Here is a 16,784-nt window from a genome sequence, read left to right as displayed (position 1 = left end):
CCGTCCGAAGACGGCTCGGCCCCGCCGAGCTATTAGCGCCGGCGCGGCCGCTCCCAGCCGCCCCACCTGGTCTGAAATGGACGCGGCTGAGGACCACGATCTACGTCTCGGCGCGCTCAATCCTCACCCGGGCTTCCCCTGCGTGGTTGACCGCATGCAGCATGCGGGATATCTTTCCGTACCAGGCAAGTGGATTCCCGTTTGGATGCTCGTAGGTCCCTCGCACCGAAAGCTGCACCCCACACGCCGGCACAGCCCACCGTCGCCGTCCTACCGCAGCCGACTTCCCACCACGCTCGGCGTGAACCCGCCCTGCCGCATCGCGACGCTCTCAGCTAGGAGCCACCATGCTGAAACGCCCCGCACTGTCGGTTCTCCTCGTCGCCGCGGTCACCGTTGGGTCGGGCCTGGTCGGGGCGGTCCCCGCTGCCGGCCGGACCGGCGGCGACCCGCCGCGCCAGCGAGTGGTGGACACCGGTGACAGCATCGTGATCACCGGCGAGACCTACCGGATGCGGATCATCAAGGACGGCTTCCGATACTCGTTCGACAATTCCTCCGACGCCACGGTTGCACCGGCCCACCCGGACTCCGGTCTGCGGATCAGGTACGCCGGCGGGCAGGACGTCAGCGACGCCCAGGACACTCGGCTCGTCTCCGGTCCGAGGTCCGGCACAGCCGTGCTGGACGTGAGGATGACGGACGGGTCGCAGGTCAAAGTGCACGTGCTTCCATCCGACAGCTACGCGCGGATCCTGGTGCCGAACCTGCCCGGATCCAGCAGCACGATCGACTTCCGTACCGGTGCGGTCGCCCCGGCCTACGGGCTCGGGGACTACGGGTCGTTCGCCGACGGCCAACCCGAGCAGGGGACCCCGTGCAGTGGAAACGTCGAGGCCAGGCCGAGTACCGAGCTGACGGGGCTGGTACTGGACAACCTGACGAACGAGGGCAGTTGCAAGCGCTTCGTCAGCAACTTCACCGTGTTCCCCAAGCAGCGGTTCGCTCAGGTGTGGTTCGAGGACGGACGGAAGCGAGTCGGCCTCACCGGAACCGAGAACCGGCTCGGCGCCGCCGACGTGGACTCCGTCGACAGCCTGTACTACTTCGTCGGCCGGGACCTGCCGCAGGTGTACGCCGACTACAAGCAGGTCCGCAACCGGCACGGCTACCTGGACTCCCGGCCGGACGAGTCGTTCTTCGGACTCGGCTGGGAGGCGTACGGCGCACTCGGCTGGGACACCTACCAGTCGTCCGTCGTCGAGACGGTGCAGGACTTCCTCGCGCACGGCTATCCGCTCAATTGGGGCGTGGTCGGATCCGGCTTCTGGCCAGGCCCCCGCGGCAACAACGTCGAGGGCACCACGAACAGCTTTGGCATGTGGGACGACACCGCCGAGGACGGGCGCGCGGACGGACTGCCGAACCCGCGATACCCGGATCCCGACGCGTTGAAGCGGCTCTTCGCCGACAACGACATCAAGCTGCTGCTGGGGGCGCGAAACAACATCAAGGCACTGCCAGCCGACGGCGGCAACTACAACCTGCGGTACGACGGGCCGTTCCTGCAGGAGGCGCTGGAGCGCGGCTTCCTGCTACGCGACGGCGACGGCACGCCCCGTGTCGTGACGCGGGCGCAGTTCCCCGCCGGCGCCAGCTACGTGCTGGACGGATCCAACCCGGCGGCGGTGCGCTGGTTCGTCGAGCGGCTGCGCGCCTGGGGTGTGGACGGGTGGAAGGAGGACACGATGCTCTACGACCCGAACCTCCACCTCGACGGCAACTGGAACCCGGTGCAGACCGCGATGCACGATGCTGGCGACCTGGTGATGGTGCGGAACGCCGCGTACTCCGTGCCGGGCGACATCGTCCGGATCAACGACACCATCTACGGCACCGGCGAGGTCTACCACGAGGACCCGGACCGGATGCCGGTCAACCTCCTCAACTACGCCGCATCCGGTGCCGGCAACCTGTACGGCGACTACGTGGGTGGCACGCCTGGGCCGTCGATGCGTGACCCGGCGTACCAGCAGTACTTCGTCCGCAACGCGCAGTTCAGCGCCATGTTGCCGGTGATGGCGTTCGGCAAGGGCCCGTGGGAACTCGGCCGCGGCGACTACGCGGCAGCGGTGAAGAAGATGGCGTTGTGGCACGAGGCGCTGCGCCCGTACATCTACGACGCGGTGCTGGACGGGCACGAGAGCGGTTTCCCCACCGCCGTGACCCCGCTGCCACTGGCCTATCCCGACGATCCGAACACCTACGGGCTGGCGAACGACACCACCCGCCAGTACGAGTGGATGTTCGGCGAGTCCCTGCTCGCCGTGCCGGTGTTCGGCGCCGACTTCGAGACAGCGCAGGCCCGGGACGTGTACCTGCCGGCCGGCAAGTGGATCGACGTCCAGAGCGGCGCGGTGTTCCACGGGCCGACGACGCTGCGGAACTACGCGATCGGCACCGACCGGATCCCCGCGTTCGCCGGTGGCAAGGGCGTTCTGGTGACCACGCAGGCTGGAGCGCTGACGGCCGAGGTGTACCCGGTGTCGACCGGATCCCGCTACACCGCCGGGCGTGGGGATGACGCGATCACCATCGAGAATGCCAACACCGGCTGGGACACCGGCTCCCTCGCCGTCGTCGACCGCACGAGCGGGCAGCCGGTCGCGTACCGGGTCGACCAGGTCACCGGCGCGTTGCGGTTCCCGGTGACCGTGGGCCACACCTACCGCCTTGTCGGCGGTGGGACCGCTGAGCACACCGTCGGGCTGGACACCACCGCTCCCGGGCAGGTCACCGGAGTCGGGCACCACACGGTCGACGGAATCACGACACTGAACTGGGACGCCACCGACAACGCCCGGGGCTACGTCGTGACCGCATCGCTGAAGCAGGCCTGCGCCGCCGCCCCGGAACGGATCATCGGCTCCTCGACCGGCACGAGCCTGGTACTGGGCAGCGACGGTGTGGCGGGCACGTACCGGGTGACGGCAGCGAACAGCGCGGGCAGCGGACCGCTGTCCGCGCCTCACGTGATCGCGCCGACGACCGGTGGTGGCGGTGCCGCGGCGCTCGTCGTGACGAACGAAGGCACGCCGCCGACCTGCGATGCCGAGAATCCGGCCTACAGCGAGCAGGGACGCTGGCTGTCGAGCAGCTTGAAGGGCTTCGACGGCTCCGGCACCCGCTACACCTCGACCGCCGGCCTGACCGTTACCTGGCGAGCCGACCTGCCTGCGGGGACCTACCAGGTCGACGTCTGGTCACCGAAGCACACCAGCTGCAGCACCAGCACGACGTACACCGTCGCCGGCACGAGCGTCCCCGTCGACCAGTGCGCCACCGGCGGCGAATGGCATTCGATCGGCACGCATCAGCTGACCGAGGGGATCACGCCGGTCACCCTGACCTCCGGCTCGGGCACCACCCGCGCCGATGCGGTCCGCTTCACGCCGACCGGATGACCGCGGTAGCCCATCGCCCGAGGATGGAGTAAACAGATGTTCGCCCGTCCACCACGTCGCGTCCTTCTCACGATGATGACGGCGCTCCTGGTGCCATTCGCAGTCGTCGTCCCGTCGTCCCCGGCAGCGGCCGCCGAGGCAGCCGTCGTCACCCCCTCGACTCCCGGCGCCTACTCCGAGACCGGAACCTGGGCGAACGCCAGGGACCCCGGTTACGACGGCTCTCCCTCGCGGTACAGCCGGACCCCCGGTTCCACGGCCACCTGGACCGTCATCGCACCCGCCTCCGCCAGGTACGACCTGGCCGTCTACTACAGCGCGAGCGTGGACAACGCCAAGGTGGAGTACACCTGGACCGGCGGACCGGACACCCCGACGGTGGTCAACCAGGCCGTCGGCGGCAACGCCTGGCGCCAGATCGGCTCCACCTACCTCGACGAGGGGCAGACCTACACCCTGACCGTCACCGCGACCGCGGGTCCGGCGGTCACCACCCCCAACCTCAACGTCATCACCCGGGCCAACGCGGTGCGGTTGCTCGAGGTGGCCGACGACGAGGAACCGGTCGCCGACTGCGGTACGGACGACACGGCGGCACCGATCGTCGACGCGGCCGAACAACGCTTCCCCTCCTACCGGCTGTCGCAGCACGGCACCATGGTCTCGCTGGCCGGTGACGGCTGGACCATGTCAATCGACCGTCGAGGCTTCCGCTACGGACTCCAGGTCGACGGCGCGCCGGCCGCGGCGCCGCATCCGACAGCCGGGTTGCAACTGGCCGTCCCGGGCCGCGCCCCGTGCGACGCCGTCGCGGCGACACTCACGGCCGCGGACGCGTCGAGGGCGCGGTTCTCCGTGACCTTCTCCAACGGCCGTCGGTCCGACGTCACGGTGGTACCGGCGGACCATTCCGTGAACCTGCAAGTCACTGCCGCGGACGCGAGCACCGGCAGCGTGCGCGCGCAGGTGGCCGGCGGCATGAACCCCGCGTACGGGCTCGGTGACCTGGGCGGATTCCGGACCGACCTGAACGTCTACGGCATCCGCAACCTCGACTACTACGCCCAGAACAGCGCGGGCACGACGAACCAGCGCTTCGTCTCGACGTTCACCGTCTTCCCCGGCCGGAAGCTCGCCCAGGTCGTGCTCTCGGACGGGAGCCTGGCCGTGCAGGTCGACAATGCCGCCACCCTGCTCGGAGTCAACGGCCCGCAGATGTCCGGGCTGCACTACTTCTTCGGGGACATGCAGACGATCTACCGGCGCTACGCGGAAGTCCGGCGCAGCGCGGGCTACGTCGACTCCAAGCCGGACTACACGCTCTTCGGCGTCGGCTACGAGTCCTACGGGGCGCTCGGCTACAACACCAACCAGCAGACCATCACCGACTCGGTGACGACGTACCTGGACAAGGGCTTCCCCCTCAGCTGGGTGGTGACCGGCTCGGGGTTCTGGCCGTACGGTTCGGGCAGCGCCCAGGGCACGACATCGAGCTTCGGCCTCTGGGGCGCGAAGTACCCGGATCCCGACGGCTACAAGAAGTTCCTGCACGACAACGGGATCAAACTGCTGCTCGGAGCCCGGCAGTCGTTCCGCGCGCTGCCGGCCGACGGCGGCACGTACGACCCCGCTCTCGACGGTGACGGCACCGCCGTGGGCATCGAACGGGGCTACTTCATCAAGGACGCGAACGGCGAGCCGCGGGTGTTCCGGCCGGTGTCGTTCCCCAACACCGCGATGTACCTGATCGATCCGCACAACGAGGAGGCTGTCCGGTGGTTCGTGACCCGCAGCCGGGAGTGGGGCGCAGACGGGTACAAGGAAGACCACATGTTCGACGGCACCGCGAACCGGTACGTCAACAACGCGCTGGTGAACCCGATCAATGAGGGCCTCGAGGACGACGGCAAGCTCGTGATGGTGCGCAACAGCGCCTTCTCGGTGGCGGGCTCCATCCTGCGGATCAACGACACCGACTACAACCACGGGCCGGGGGACCGCGACCGCACGGTCGTCAACGGCCTCGCCTACGCCGCCAGCGGTCAGCCCAACTTCTATCCGGACATCATCGGCGGTCGGATCATCGGCGACCTGGAGACCAACACCTCGAAGCAGCGGTACCTGACCCGGAACGCCATGATGGCCGCCATGTCGCCGGCGATGTCCTTCGGCAACGAGCCGTGGCGGATGAATGACCCCGCCCTGGTGGCGGCGACCCGAAAGGCCGCACAGTGGCACGCCGAGTATCAGCCCTACATCTACTCGGCGGCCGTCACCTCGTACGAGACCGGCTTCCCCTCGACGGCGACGCCGCTGCCCGTGGCGTTCCCCGACGACCCCCGGGTCCGCGACCTGGCGTCCGCGGCCAGGAAACAGTACGAGTGGATGTTCGGTCCGTCACTGCTGGTAGCGCCGCTGTACGGCGGCGACACCGACACGGCCATGTCCCGTGACGTCTACCTTCCGGCCGGTGAGTGGATGGACATCGAGACCGGTGAGCGGTTCTCCGGCCCCATCACCCTCACCGCCTACCAGCAGCCGTTCGGCAAGATTCCCGCCTTCGTCGGCGGTACGGGCATCCTCGTGCACGATCCCGGAGCGCGGGATCCGGGCGACGCCGTCGCCGCCGGGGACGTGCGGGCCAGCGTCTACCCCGTCGCCGCACCCGGCGCCACCTTCACCTTCACCAGCAGCGACGGACACGCCCGAAGCCGGATCACCGCGAAGAACACCTCGTGGTCGGCGGAGGACATCGTCGTTCGCGACTCGTCGGGCGCCGACATCGCCTTCAGCAGGAACCCGGTCACCGGGGCGATCGAGTTCTCCGTCGAGGCGGGGTTGGACTACGTGGTCTCGGACGCTGATTCGCCCGAGTGGGGCCTGGAGGTCATCGACGTCCGGCCGGCCGGGCCGGTCGTCACCGGCCGGGCAGTGCCCGTGCGGTTCGGACTTGTGGATCAGTCCGGGTCCCCCGCCGGCCGCGTCGTCACCGAGGTGGTGCAGGCGGCACCGGACGGCGCCGAACGGCAACTGGAGTTCGAGACCGACGACCAGAACCGCGTCCACACCGTCCTGAGGACGCAGGCCGGCGTCGCGGGAGCCTACATCGTCGTCGTGAAGGCCGCGGACGGGCGCCGGTTGGCGCATTTCACCGTGAAGGTCACCTGACACGCTGACAAGGAGATTCTGTTGACGACACCTGTGCGAGCGTGGGCCGGTGCGGCTATGGCGTCGGTGCTGATGGCGACCGTGGGTCTGACGGCGGCGTCCGCCGCGGCCGCCGCCCCGGAAGCGCCAGCGGCACCGGTGTTCACCGACGACTTCACCACCGGGCTCAGCCGGTGGCGGGAGCTGACCGGAGCGCTGACGGAGTGGACGACCACCACCGCCGAGTTCCCCTACGTCTCGATCGACAGCCGCACCCAGCCGTCGGGCCGGTACATCACCCCGGTCACGCGGGTGGGCCTGCCCGACGCGTACGAGCTGCGCACCAGGGTCCGCGTCGATGCGGCCAGCGACTCACCCGCAGTCTCGGTGCTCACCGACTTCCGGGAACCGTACGCCGTCACCCAGAACAACTTCGCTGCGCAGCTGACCGGCTGGTCCGGAGTGCAGATCTCCCGTCCAGTGACGCAGACGGTGTGCCGAGGCCCCGCCCCTGTGCGCCAGGGGGAGTGGCACGAGTTGGTCATCCGCCGGGCCAAAAACATCTCGGTCGTGGAGATCGACGCCCAACGCGTTGCCGTGGTGGCCGCGCCCGCCGCCGGCGGGACGATCGGCCTCGGCGTATACCACGCCCAGGCGTCGTTCGCCGCCGTCGCGGTCACCGCGCTGCCCACCGTGCCCGCCGACCACCCCACGACCGCATCGGGCTGTTCCTGGACCGAGCCGGGCGAGCCCGAGGTCGACCAGCCGATCCTGGTCAACCAGAGCGGCTACAACCTCGGCCAGGCCAAGCGGTTCACCGCACCCCGCGCCGTCGACGGCGAGCACTTCCGGATCACCGACGCCGCCGGCAACGTTCGCCACGAGGGCACCGTCCGCGGCCAGGTCGGCGACTTCACCGACTTCGACCCGGCCGAATCCGGGCCGTACACGGTGGAGGTCCAGGGCGCTGCCGGGACCGGCCAATCCGATCCGTTCGGTATCGGCGCCGACTGGATCGAGCGCGTCTCCTACCGCCGTGCGGTGCAGTTCATGACCGACGTGCGCTGCTACTACGGCGACTTCAGCAGGATGGTCTACGGTGGCACCGATCCGCAGAACTGCTACCTCGGCGTCGGCTGGCGCGACTCGCACCAGATGTCCTTTGAGCTGCCGTCGCTGATCGACATGTACCTGGCCAACCCTTCCGCGTTCGCGCAAATCAAGGACCCCGAGGCGCGGTACGTCGGGCTGCCGGTGCAGCTGCCGACGGACACCCCGGAGATCGTCCGGCTGATCCACTGGGCCGTCGAGGTGTACCTGGGCGGACGGGTGAACCACACGCTGCTCAAGGAACAGCTGGCCGCCTTCCTCTACGCCTATCCGTACCTGGCGGACTACATCCCCCACAGCGTCTACGAGCGGGCGCGCGACTACCTCTTCCCGATCTGGGACAACCCGGCGAAAGATCGCTTCGCCTGGTACGACACCACTTCCCACACCGCCGACCTGCTGCAGGTCTACACCCAGGTGGGTTCCGGCAAGGGGGAGCTGCCACCCGGCCATTCGGTGTGGCCAAACGTGATGATGTACGAGGTCGCCAAGCGGGAGGGTCGCGCTGACGCGAACCGGTACCTGGCCGCCGCGAAGGCCCAGGCCACCTGGCTGGTCGGCAACCTCGACGTCGCCGACCCAACCGTCACGAAGGGTCAGCGGCAGGGCGAGTACCACCTGGTCACCGGCCTCGCACGGCTGCTGCTGTCGCACCGCGACCAGGCGCCGCCCGGCACCCGGGACTTCATCCGCCGCTGGGCCGAGGTCGTCGCGGAACGCTCGGCGAACCTGTGGGACTTCCGCAGGTACTCCGCGGACCGGTGGACCATCCCGTCCTTCACCGGCGGTGGCTCGGCCAGCGACCCCAACGAGACGGGCAACGTGGCCGGCTTCGCCGCCCCGGCGCTGGCCGCCGCGCAGGTGCTCGGCGACGATCCGCTCGCCGCACGGTTGCGGCAGATCGCGGTGGCGCATGTGGACAACGTCTTCGGCCGTAACCCCACCGGACGGCACGCCTCGTACCGCGGGCCGACGGAGCAATGGGGCTTCGAAGGCGTGGATCGCGGCTGGTACTCGGAGTTCCAGGGCGGGGCGGGTCGCCTCCAGGGCGCCCGCGGAGTGCTCGACGGCAGCCCCAAGAACGGGCACTACCCGTACAACCCGGGAGCCGGCAACATCGGCCACTCCGAGGGCTGGGTCACCTTCAACACCGCCTGGAACGAGACACTGGCCTGGCGGGCCGCCGACACCACCACGGTACGGGTGGTGGATACCGCCGGAGGGCCGGTGGACCGGGTGCCGGAGGGCAGCCGCGCGAGCGTACGCCTGACCGCGCCCCTGAACCTCGACCCGGCCGCGCTCGACCACGGCGACCTTGAGGTCCGGGTCGGCGACCGCGCACCGCAGCGGCTGGTCGCGGTGCAGGACGGGCTGAACGCCACCACGTACACGGCAGAGTTGGAGCTGGCCGCTCTCGGCGCGACGCTCGGCGACACGGTGACCGTCTCCTACGGCCTCGGTTACTTCGCGCGCCAGGTCACCGTGACCGTCGCGGCGCCGCTGTGCGCGGGTCGGGAGCCCACCATCATCGGAACCGACGGCCCGGACCGGCTCGTGGGCACGGCCGGGGCCGATGTGATCGCCGGCCGGGGCGGCGACGACGTGATCGTCGGTCTCGGCGGCGATGACGTGATCTGCGGCGGTGGGGGCGCGGACCGGCTGGTCGGCGGACCCGGCGGCGCGACCCTGCTCGGCGGGCCGGGTCCGGACGTCGTCGTCGGTGGCCCCGGTGACGATCGGCTCCACGGCGGCGCCGACCGGGACGTGGTCATCGGCGGCGGCGGGAATGACCAGATCGACCAGGACGGTCCGGACGCCTGACCCGCTCGCGGTGCCGGGCGGCTGGGCCGCCCGGCGCCATGCCCGTCTCGCGTCACCCGTTTCACCCCGTATCATGGTCAATCTCGTGCACGGTGCAGAATTAGGTGCCACATATCGCAAGCAGCTTCCAGAGAGGGGTTGGCATGGCGGCCGAACCGGGCAGTAACCAGAGCGTCGAGCGAGCCCTGACCGTGCTCCGCGCCCTCGCGGCCGGCCGCACCGAACTCCGCGTCTCCGACGTCGCCCGAGCCACCGGACTCGGCCTCTCCACCGCCTCCCGGCTCCTCGCCACCCTCGAAGGGATGGGCTTCGTCGACCGCAACCCCGTCAGCGGCCTGTACCGGCTCGGACTCGACATGGTCTCGTTTGGCGGGGCGGTGCTCAACAACCACCCCGTCCACCGAGAGGCCCGGCAGACCGCCCAGGACCTCGCCGCTGAACTCGGCCTCGGTGTCAACGTGGCGTTACGCCGCGACGACCGGCTCTTCTACCTGCTCAACTTCGAAGGCCGGCAGGCACCCCGCCCGTTCCTCCTCGCCGGACAGTACAACCCGCTCCACGCCACCGGGCTCGGCAAGGCACTCCTGACCGGGCTGACCGGGGACGAGCGGCGCACCCTGCTACCCGACACCGCCCTGCACGCCTACACCCACCGCACCATCACCACCCACGAACAGCTCGACGAGGAACTCACCCGCACCCTCGCCCGGGGCTACGCCACCGAAATCGAGGAACTCGCCCTCGGCCGCGCCTGCATCGCCGCCGCCATCCGCGACGGCTCGGGCGAGGTGGTGGCGGCCCTCTCGGTGTCCGGCCCGCTCTCCGCCATCGACCTGCCCAACCGCGAGACCGAACTCGTCCAGTCGGTGATCGAGGCGGCCGATTCCGTCAGCATCAACCTCGGGTACGTCGGGCCAGCCCACGTCGTGCCCCAGCAGGCCGTCGCCGCTGAGGTCGTGTCCTGACCGCCCAGCTTGGCCGCGTCATCGCCAGCATCCGGCTCCCCGGCCCCGGCTGGCCGGGAACTCGCCGAGGCGGGGCAGGTTAGATCCCCGGCCGGATTCCGTCCCCCTGGGGTCTCAACGGGACCGGCGGACAACGGGCTTGTCGTCAGGCGCCCGCCAACGCCCGTACGACGTCCTCGTCGACCGTGATGCCGAGGCCAGCGCCGCCCGGCACCTCGAATCGCCCGCCAACCGGGGCGACCGCGTCCGGGGCGACGGCGGTGAGCGGGTTGGTGCCGATCCAGTGTTCGAGCACTGCGAAGTTCGGCATCGCGGCGGCGCACTGCACGCTGGCGTACCAGTGCACGGCCGAACCGATGCTGACGTGCGGGGTGGCCTGCGCGCCGAACGCGTCGGCGAGCGCGGCGATCCGCATCGTCTCGGTGATGCCGCCGGCCCGGCACACATCGGGCTGGAGCACGCGGAGCGCGCCGGCGCGGAGGAACTCCAGCGCCCGGTGCCGGGTGGCCAGGGAGTCCAGGGCGAGGGGGATGTCCAGGCGGGCGGCGACGGTGGCGTACCCGTCGAGGTCCTCCGGCGGCAGCGGCATCTCGAAGAACCCGACGCCGGCGTCCTGGAGGGCGCGGCCGACCCGCAGCGCCTGCGGGACTTCGTACTGCCCGGCGGCGTCGGCGTAGACGGCGGCCTGGTCGCCGAACACCTCGCGGACGGTCTGCACGGACGCGATGTCGTCCTCGGGGCGGGCGCCGATGGCCACCTTGACGGCGTCGTACCCCAGTTCGCGCAGCCGCTCGGCCTCCTGGCGCACCCGGCGCTGGCCCTCGGCGCCGGAGCCGGCGGGTGCGGCGGGCACGCCGGAGGCGTACAGCCGCAGGGTGGTGCGGTAGCGGCCGCCGAGCAGGGCGTGCAGGGGCTGGCCGAGGGTGCGGGCGAACGCGTCCCACAGAGCGATGTCGAGGCCGGCGAGGGCCTCCAGCCAGAAGCCACTGTCGTGACCACGGACCCGCATGCCGGTGTAGACCCGGTCCCAGGTGCGGCCGATCTCGTCGAGCCGGGAGCCGACGGCGAGCGGTGCGATCAGGTCGTCGAGGATGGCGGCGGTGGCGCGGGCCCCGACGGGTGCCTTGGCCTCGCCCCAGCCGACGACCCCGTCAGCAGTCTCGACCCGCACCAGCACGGCGTCGATGGTCTCGCTGTAGACGTAGCGGCGGCGTTCTCTCGGCGGGTACTCCACCAAGGCGCTGCCGTGCTCGGCGCTCCACGCCCGGGCGCCCCAGTACGTCTCGGCGGGCTTGGCGCGTACCGCGAAGCTGCGGACGTCGACGACCTTCATCCGTTCTCCTTGGCTGTGGTTCGCTCCAGGGCGGCGTGCAGGAGCGGGGCTTGGCCCCAGGGGAAGACGCCGAGGGCCCGGTGGTGGTAGTCGAGGGCGGTGCCGACGGGCGTCGCCTCGGACACGGTGAGGGCGCCGCCGGTGAGTCGGCGGAGGGTGCTGTGCCAGGCCCGGTCGGCCATCGCCCGGTGGGCGGGGTCGACCAGCCCGGCGTCGACAGCGCGCGGCACGACCCAGGCCAGGTACGCGGAGGTGCTCGCCTCGACCGGGGTGTCCGGGTCGTCGACCACCGTGGTCCACTCGCCGTCGCGCTCGTGCGTGGCGAGCGCGTCGACCAGGCGGGTGAGCCGCTCGGCGAGCCCGTGGTCGGGGGCGTGGATCAGGGTGTCGGTGAGGCCGAGCAGCGCCCACGCCTGCCCGCGTCCCCAGGCGACGCCATTGCCCCGTTCGGCCCGGGTGTCGTAGCCGTGCTGGAACAGCCCGTTGGGCAGTTGCAGCGCGTCGGCGTACTCGGTGGCGTAGGTGACGGCCTCATCGGGGTGGCCCAGTGTGGCGAGGCCGGGTCCGTCGGTGTGCATGCAGTCGACCCAGACCGTTGACGACCAGGGTGGCAGGTCGGGACGGTGCAGGCGAGGCCCGCCGGGGCGGGCCGGTCGGGCGTGCCGGACGGCGGCGAGCCAGCGGCGGCAGGCGTCCGTCACGTCGATGTCGGGTCGGCGGTCGGTGAGGGCGAGCAGCGCCTCGACCGCGATGAGGTGGTCGGTGCGGTCCGGCGGTGCGGTCAGCGACGGCGTCACGAGGTCGACCACCCGTTGAGTGAGGTCGGGGCGGTGCAGCGCGTCGCCGGCGCGGAGCAGGGCGGTGAGCGTGCCGCCGATGCCGAAGCCCCAGATCCGCGGCGTGGTGGCCGCGGTCGCGTCCGCGATCGCCGCCACCAGCCGGGTGCCGGGCGCGCTGGTCACTTGATGAGGGCCTGCACCGCTGCGCCGGCCTCGCGCATCGCGTCCGCCGGCTTGCTCTTGCCGACCAGCACCGCCTGGACGTGCTCCGAGATGGCGGTCTCCATCTGGGCGTACTGGGGGTACTTCCAGAACGGGTTCGGGGTGGCGGTGGCGGTGATCCGCTCGCTGAACTGGGAGGTGAAGGCGTCCGTCTTCACCTGCTCGGAGGCCAGCGCCGCCGTGGTGGTGGGCGGCAGGGACAGGTCCTTGAAGTAGCCGAGGACGGTCTGCTCGTCGGACGTGAGCCACTTCGCGAAGTCGGTGGCGGTGTTGGCGCCCTCGCCCTCGACCACGACGACGGCGTGGCCCCACTGCACGGCGCGCGGCTTGTCGCCGGCGTTCTTCACCGGCCGGGCGACCGGGTCGAGCTTGTCGGCGATGGACTTGTCCGGGGAGCCCTTGACGACGAAGTCGCGGCCGACGATGGCGTCGTCGTAGATGGCGGCCTTGCCCTGGGCGAACAGGGTGCGCGCGTCGACCCGCTCCACGTCCGGAGCGATGAGCTTCGCGTCGTACAGCTTCTTGTACCAGGCGACCGCCTCGATGCTGGCGTCGTCGCCGACGGCGACCTTGTCCCCGTCCAGCAGCGGGCTGCCGAAGGTCTGCATCCAGATGAGGATGTCCTTGAGCTGGGCGACCTTGGTGGACGCGGCGTACGGGATGACGCCGGTGCCCTTGAGCGCCCGCAGCGCGGCCTCGAAGTCGTCGATGGTGGTCGGCGCGGTGGTGATGCCGGCCTTCTGCATCAGGTCCCGGTTGGCGATCAGACCGATGGCGGCGGTGGTCCAGGGCAGGCCGACCTGCTTGCCCTCGACCTGCCCCGAGCTGAGGGCGGCCGCGGTGTAGCCGGCGTCCTTGGCCACGTCACCGAGGTCGCGAAGCTTGCCGAGCGCGGCGAGGCCGGCGAGCCAGGCGATGTCCATCTGCGCGGCGCCGGTGAACTGCCCGCCGCGCACCTGGAGCGTGAGCTGGTTGAGGTAGCTGTTGTACGCCAGCGGCACGCCGTTGACGGTGATGCCCGCTTTGCTGCCGTAGCCGGTCATCAGCTGTTCGATCTTGGCCTTGGAGGCGTTGTCGGCCAGGCTCCAGGACGCGAACGAGAAGTTGGTGGCGGACTTGGCGGTATCCGCCTCGGGGGCGTCGGCGCTCGGCGCGCAGGCGGCCACGCCGCCCAGGCCGAGGGCGCCGGCGCCGAGTCCGACGAGGCGGAGCATGTCCCTGCGGGAAACGTTGCTGTTCATTGCTGGACCTCCGGGACGGGTGGTGGTTATCCCTTGATGGCGCCGGCGGTGATGCCGCCGACAAGGAACCGCTGCAGCGCGATGAACGCGAGCACGACGGGCAGGGACGCGATCAGCGACGCGGCCATGAGCTCGGCCCACTGCGCGGTCGCCTCGCCGAGGAAGGCGTTGACCAGGCCGGGTGGCAGTGTCGTCTTCTCGCGTCCGGCGAGGGTGAGGGCGAAGATGAAGTCGTTCCAGCCGCGGACGAAGGCGAAGAGCCCGGCGGCGATGAGACCGGGCGCCGACAGCGGCAGGATGACCGAGTGGATGGTGCGCAGCCGCGATGCGCCGTCGACGCGGGCGGCCTCGACGAGGCTGTCAGGGATGGTGTCGAAGAAGCCCTTGAGCATCCAGACGCAGAGCGGCAGCGTGAAGGTGGTGAACGACAGCACCAGCGCGGTGTAGGTGTCGAGCAGGTGGTAGGCGCTGAACAAGGCGTAGAGGGTGACCAGCAGAAGGGCCTGGGGGAACATCTGGGAGGAGAGCACGAAGTACATCAGGCTGCGCCGGCCGCGGAAGCGGAACTTGGAGAACGCGTAGCCCATGTAGGCCGACACCACGACGCTCAGCACCGCGGTGACGATCGAGACGATCAGGCTGTTGACCAGGTACCGGGCCAGCGCGGGTTCGTCGGCGAGGCGGGTGAAGTTGTCGAGGGTGAGCTCGGTGGGGACGAACGACGGCGGGTAGCGGAAGGTCTGCTGAGCCGGGGTGAACGCGGTGACCAGCATCCAGTACACCGGCAGCAGCCCGAATCCGCCGAGGACGACGACGGCCGTCCACGCCGCGGCGCGGGAACCGCGGCTCTCCCGTGCGGAGCGCTTCCTCACAGCTGTCCCTCCCGCTCGGACCGACGGACGTAGACCGCGACCATGACGAGCAGCAGCACCATCCAGAGCAGGCCGAGCGCACCGGCACGGCCGAGGTCGAAGCCCTGGAAGGCGGTCTCGTAAACCGCGGTGGCGAAGGTTTCGGTGGTGCCGGCGGGGCCGCCGCCGGTCATCACGTAGATCAGGTCGAAGTGCTGGAAGTTCCAGATCAGTTCCAGCAGCAGGACGATGCCGATGATGCCGCGCAGGTGCGGCAGAGTGACGGCGAAGAACCGCTGGACCGCGCCGGCGCCGTCGGTCTCGGCCGCCTCGTGCAGCTCGACCGGTACGGTCTGCAGCCCGGCGAGGACCATCACCATGATCCACGGAAAGCTCGCCCAGGTCTTGGCGACGATGACCGCGGTCATCGCGGTGCCCGAGCCTGCCAACCAGGCCTGTGGGGCATCGATCAGGCCGAGCGCCTCCAGCGCGCCGTTGGCGAGGCCGTAGTTCGCATTGAAGATCCACATCCAGAGGAACGACACGACGACGCTGGGCACCAGCCACGGGATGAGCAGCAGGCCGCGGAGAGTGGCGCGGCCGCGGATGCGGGTGTTCAGGGCGAGTGCGAGGGCCAGGCCGACGAGGAACGGTGCGATGGTGGCGCCGACGGTGAAAACCAGCGTCTGGCGCAGCAGCCGCCAGAAGTCGCCGCCGAGCAGGTCGGTGATGTTCTGCAGGCCGACGAAGGTGCGGCCGGGTTCCACCAGGCTCTGCTCGAAGAACGCGGTGATCAGGGAGGCGACCAGCGGGTAGACGACGATCGCGGCGAGCATCGCCAGGGCGGGGAGCATCAGCAGCGCGGCGAACGCGCCGTCGCCGAGCCGTCGCGGGGGCCGCTCGCCGCCCGGCGGGGACGCCGGCACGCGGCCGGCGGTCCCGCGACGGGTCGTCTCGGTGCTCATCGGCTGGCCTGCAAGCGGGTCAGGACGCGGTCGGCGGGGCCGAGGTAGCCCAGGTCGGTGCTGATGGCGTCGGCGGCTTCGATGACCATGCGGGACAGGTCGGCCTCCCGGGTGTCCAGGGCGATCGCGGAGAGCGGTCCGGAGACCGACAGCGCTGCGCAGACGGTGCCGGTGTGGTCGAGGATCGGGGACGCGATGCAGGCGCGGCCCAGCGCCAGTTCCTCGACCTCGGTGGCGTAACGGCGCTCGGCGGCCTGAGCGATGGCCTCGTCCAGCGCGGCGTGATCGGTGATGGTGGACGGGGTGTACGCGCGCAGATCGGGCAGGAGCGCCCGGCGCTCTTCGGGGTCGGTGCCGATGAGCAGGCACTTGCCGATGCCCGTGGCGTGCAGCGGGTTGTGCTGGCCGATGAGGACGAACGACCGCGGGGCGAGGGTGCCCTCGAAGTTGCACAGGTAGAACAGCGTGGCGCCGCGGCGCACGGCGACGTTGGCGCCGAGGCCGAGTTCGGCGGCGAGGTTCTGCGCCCGCTGGCGGGCCTCGCGGTGCACCGGGTGGCTGTTGAGGGCGACGCCGGCCATCGTGATGAGCGCGGGGCCTAGTTGGTAAAGGCCGCTGACCTGGTCGCGCTGTACGAGGTCGCAGGCCTCGAGTGTGGCCAGTAGGCGGGACGCGGTCGACTGGCCCAGGCCGGCGTGACGGGCGACATCGGAGACCCGCAGCGCGGGCTGGCCGCCGAGGAAGGCGTTGAGCACGGCGGCCGCCTTCTCGACGCTCTGGTTGGTGCCCTGATCACTCGCCACCGGCATCTCCTTCTGGACGTCCCATCCATTGCTGTGCCAGAGTGACCCCCATGCTGCATCGTGTCAACCGCCGATTGCATGCG

At 70.5% G+C, this 16,784-nt stretch carries 10 protein-coding genes; 4 read left to right on the top strand and 6 right to left on the bottom strand.

The genetic code is table 11. The features are described 5' to 3' along the window. Positions 1–347 precede the first annotated feature (347 nt). From OG470_RS32370 to OG470_RS32355, 4 genes are all read left to right on the top strand, one after another. Complete coding sequence (locus tag OG470_RS32370; RefSeq protein ID WP_328418391.1) at positions 348–3,464, top strand: golvesin C-terminal-like domain-containing protein; 3,117 nt, start codon at positions 348–350, stop codon at positions 3,462–3,464. A 90-nt stretch (positions 3,465–3,554) separates the two neighbouring features. Beyond that, on the top strand, positions 3,555–6,632 hold the full coding sequence (locus OG470_RS32365; RefSeq protein ID WP_328418390.1) for a golvesin C-terminal-like domain-containing protein: 3,078 nt from the start codon (positions 3,555–3,557) through the stop codon (positions 6,630–6,632). 21 nt (positions 6,633–6,653) lie between these two features. Next, on the top strand, positions 6,654–9,542 hold the full coding sequence (locus tag OG470_RS32360) for a hypothetical protein (RefSeq protein ID WP_328418389.1): 2,889 nt from the start codon (positions 6,654–6,656) through the stop codon (positions 9,540–9,542). Positions 9,543–9,685: 143 nt separating this feature from the next. Next, positions 9,686–10,507: an IclR family transcriptional regulator gene (locus OG470_RS32355; RefSeq protein ID WP_328418388.1), complete on the top strand. Its 822-nt coding sequence runs from the start codon at positions 9,686–9,688 to the stop codon at positions 10,505–10,507. A 145-nt stretch (positions 10,508–10,652) separates the two neighbouring features. Here OG470_RS32355 and OG470_RS32350 read toward each other — a convergent pair whose 3' ends face one another. The 6 genes from OG470_RS32350 to OG470_RS32325 are packed head-to-tail and all read right to left on the bottom strand — an operon-like array spanning position 10,653 to position 16,707. Further along, positions 10,653–11,840, bottom strand: a complete 1,188-nt coding sequence (locus OG470_RS32350; RefSeq protein WP_328418387.1) for a mandelate racemase/muconate lactonizing enzyme family protein — start codon at positions 11,838–11,840, stop codon at positions 10,653–10,655. Beyond that, positions 11,837–12,802 (bottom strand): glycoside hydrolase family 88 protein, encoded by a 966-nt coding sequence (locus tag OG470_RS32345; RefSeq protein ID WP_328418386.1) that lies wholly within the window; start codon positions 12,800–12,802, stop codon positions 11,837–11,839. The genes OG470_RS32350 and OG470_RS32345 overlap by 4 nt, the downstream gene beginning before the upstream one ends. After that, positions 12,799–14,082 carry an extracellular solute-binding protein gene (locus OG470_RS32340; RefSeq protein ID WP_328418385.1) on the bottom strand — a complete coding sequence of 428 codons (1,284 nt, stop codon included), beginning with the start codon at positions 14,080–14,082 and terminating at the stop codon, positions 12,799–12,801. Before OG470_RS32340 ends, OG470_RS32345 begins: the two co-directional genes overlap by 4 nt. 26 nt (positions 14,083–14,108) lie before the next feature. Next, positions 14,109–14,954: a carbohydrate ABC transporter permease gene (locus OG470_RS32335; RefSeq protein WP_328418384.1), complete on the bottom strand. Its 846-nt coding sequence runs from the start codon at positions 14,952–14,954 to the stop codon at positions 14,109–14,111. Continuing rightward, the gene (locus tag OG470_RS32330; RefSeq protein WP_328418383.1) at positions 14,951–15,898 is read right to left on the bottom strand and encodes a carbohydrate ABC transporter permease; all 948 of its coding nucleotides are present in this window, start codon (positions 15,896–15,898) and stop codon (positions 14,951–14,953) included. The genes OG470_RS32335 and OG470_RS32330 overlap by 4 nt, the downstream gene beginning before the upstream one ends. Beyond that, positions 15,895–16,707, bottom strand: a complete 813-nt coding sequence (locus OG470_RS32325; RefSeq protein ID WP_442931009.1) for an IclR family transcriptional regulator — start codon at positions 16,705–16,707, stop codon at positions 15,895–15,897. The genes OG470_RS32330 and OG470_RS32325 overlap by 4 nt, the downstream gene beginning before the upstream one ends. Between the last annotated feature and the right edge of the window lie 77 nt (positions 16,708–16,784).

This window comes from Micromonospora sp. NBC_00389, from assembly GCF_036059255.1.
Taxonomy (GTDB): Bacteria; Actinomycetota; Actinomycetes; order Mycobacteriales; family Micromonosporaceae; genus Micromonospora.
This window is presented reverse-complemented; position numbering and strand designations above follow the sequence as displayed.

Bases quoted from the DNA above. Each gene is read 5' to 3' on its own strand.
- OG470_RS32370 (WP_328418391.1), top strand. From the start codon at position 348: ATGCTGAAACGCCCCGCACTGTCGGTTCTCCTCGTCGCCGCGGTCACC.
- OG470_RS32355 (WP_328418388.1), top strand. From the start codon at position 9,686: ATGGCGGCCGAACCGGGCAGTAACCAGAGCGTCGAGCGAGCCCTGACC.
- OG470_RS32350 (WP_328418387.1), bottom strand. From the start codon at position 11,840: ATGAAGGTCGTCGACGTCCGCAGCTTCGCGGTACGCGCCAAGCCCGCC.
- OG470_RS32340 (WP_328418385.1), bottom strand. From the start codon at position 14,082: ATGAACAGCAACGTTTCCCGCAGGGACATGCTCCGCCTCGTCGGACTC.
- OG470_RS32330 (WP_328418383.1), bottom strand. From the start codon at position 15,898: ATGAGCACCGAGACGACCCGTCGCGGGACCGCCGGCCGCGTGCCGGCG.
- OG470_RS32325 (WP_442931009.1), bottom strand. From the start codon at position 16,707: ATGCCGGTGGCGAGTGATCAGGGCACCAACCAGAGCGTCGAGAAGGCG.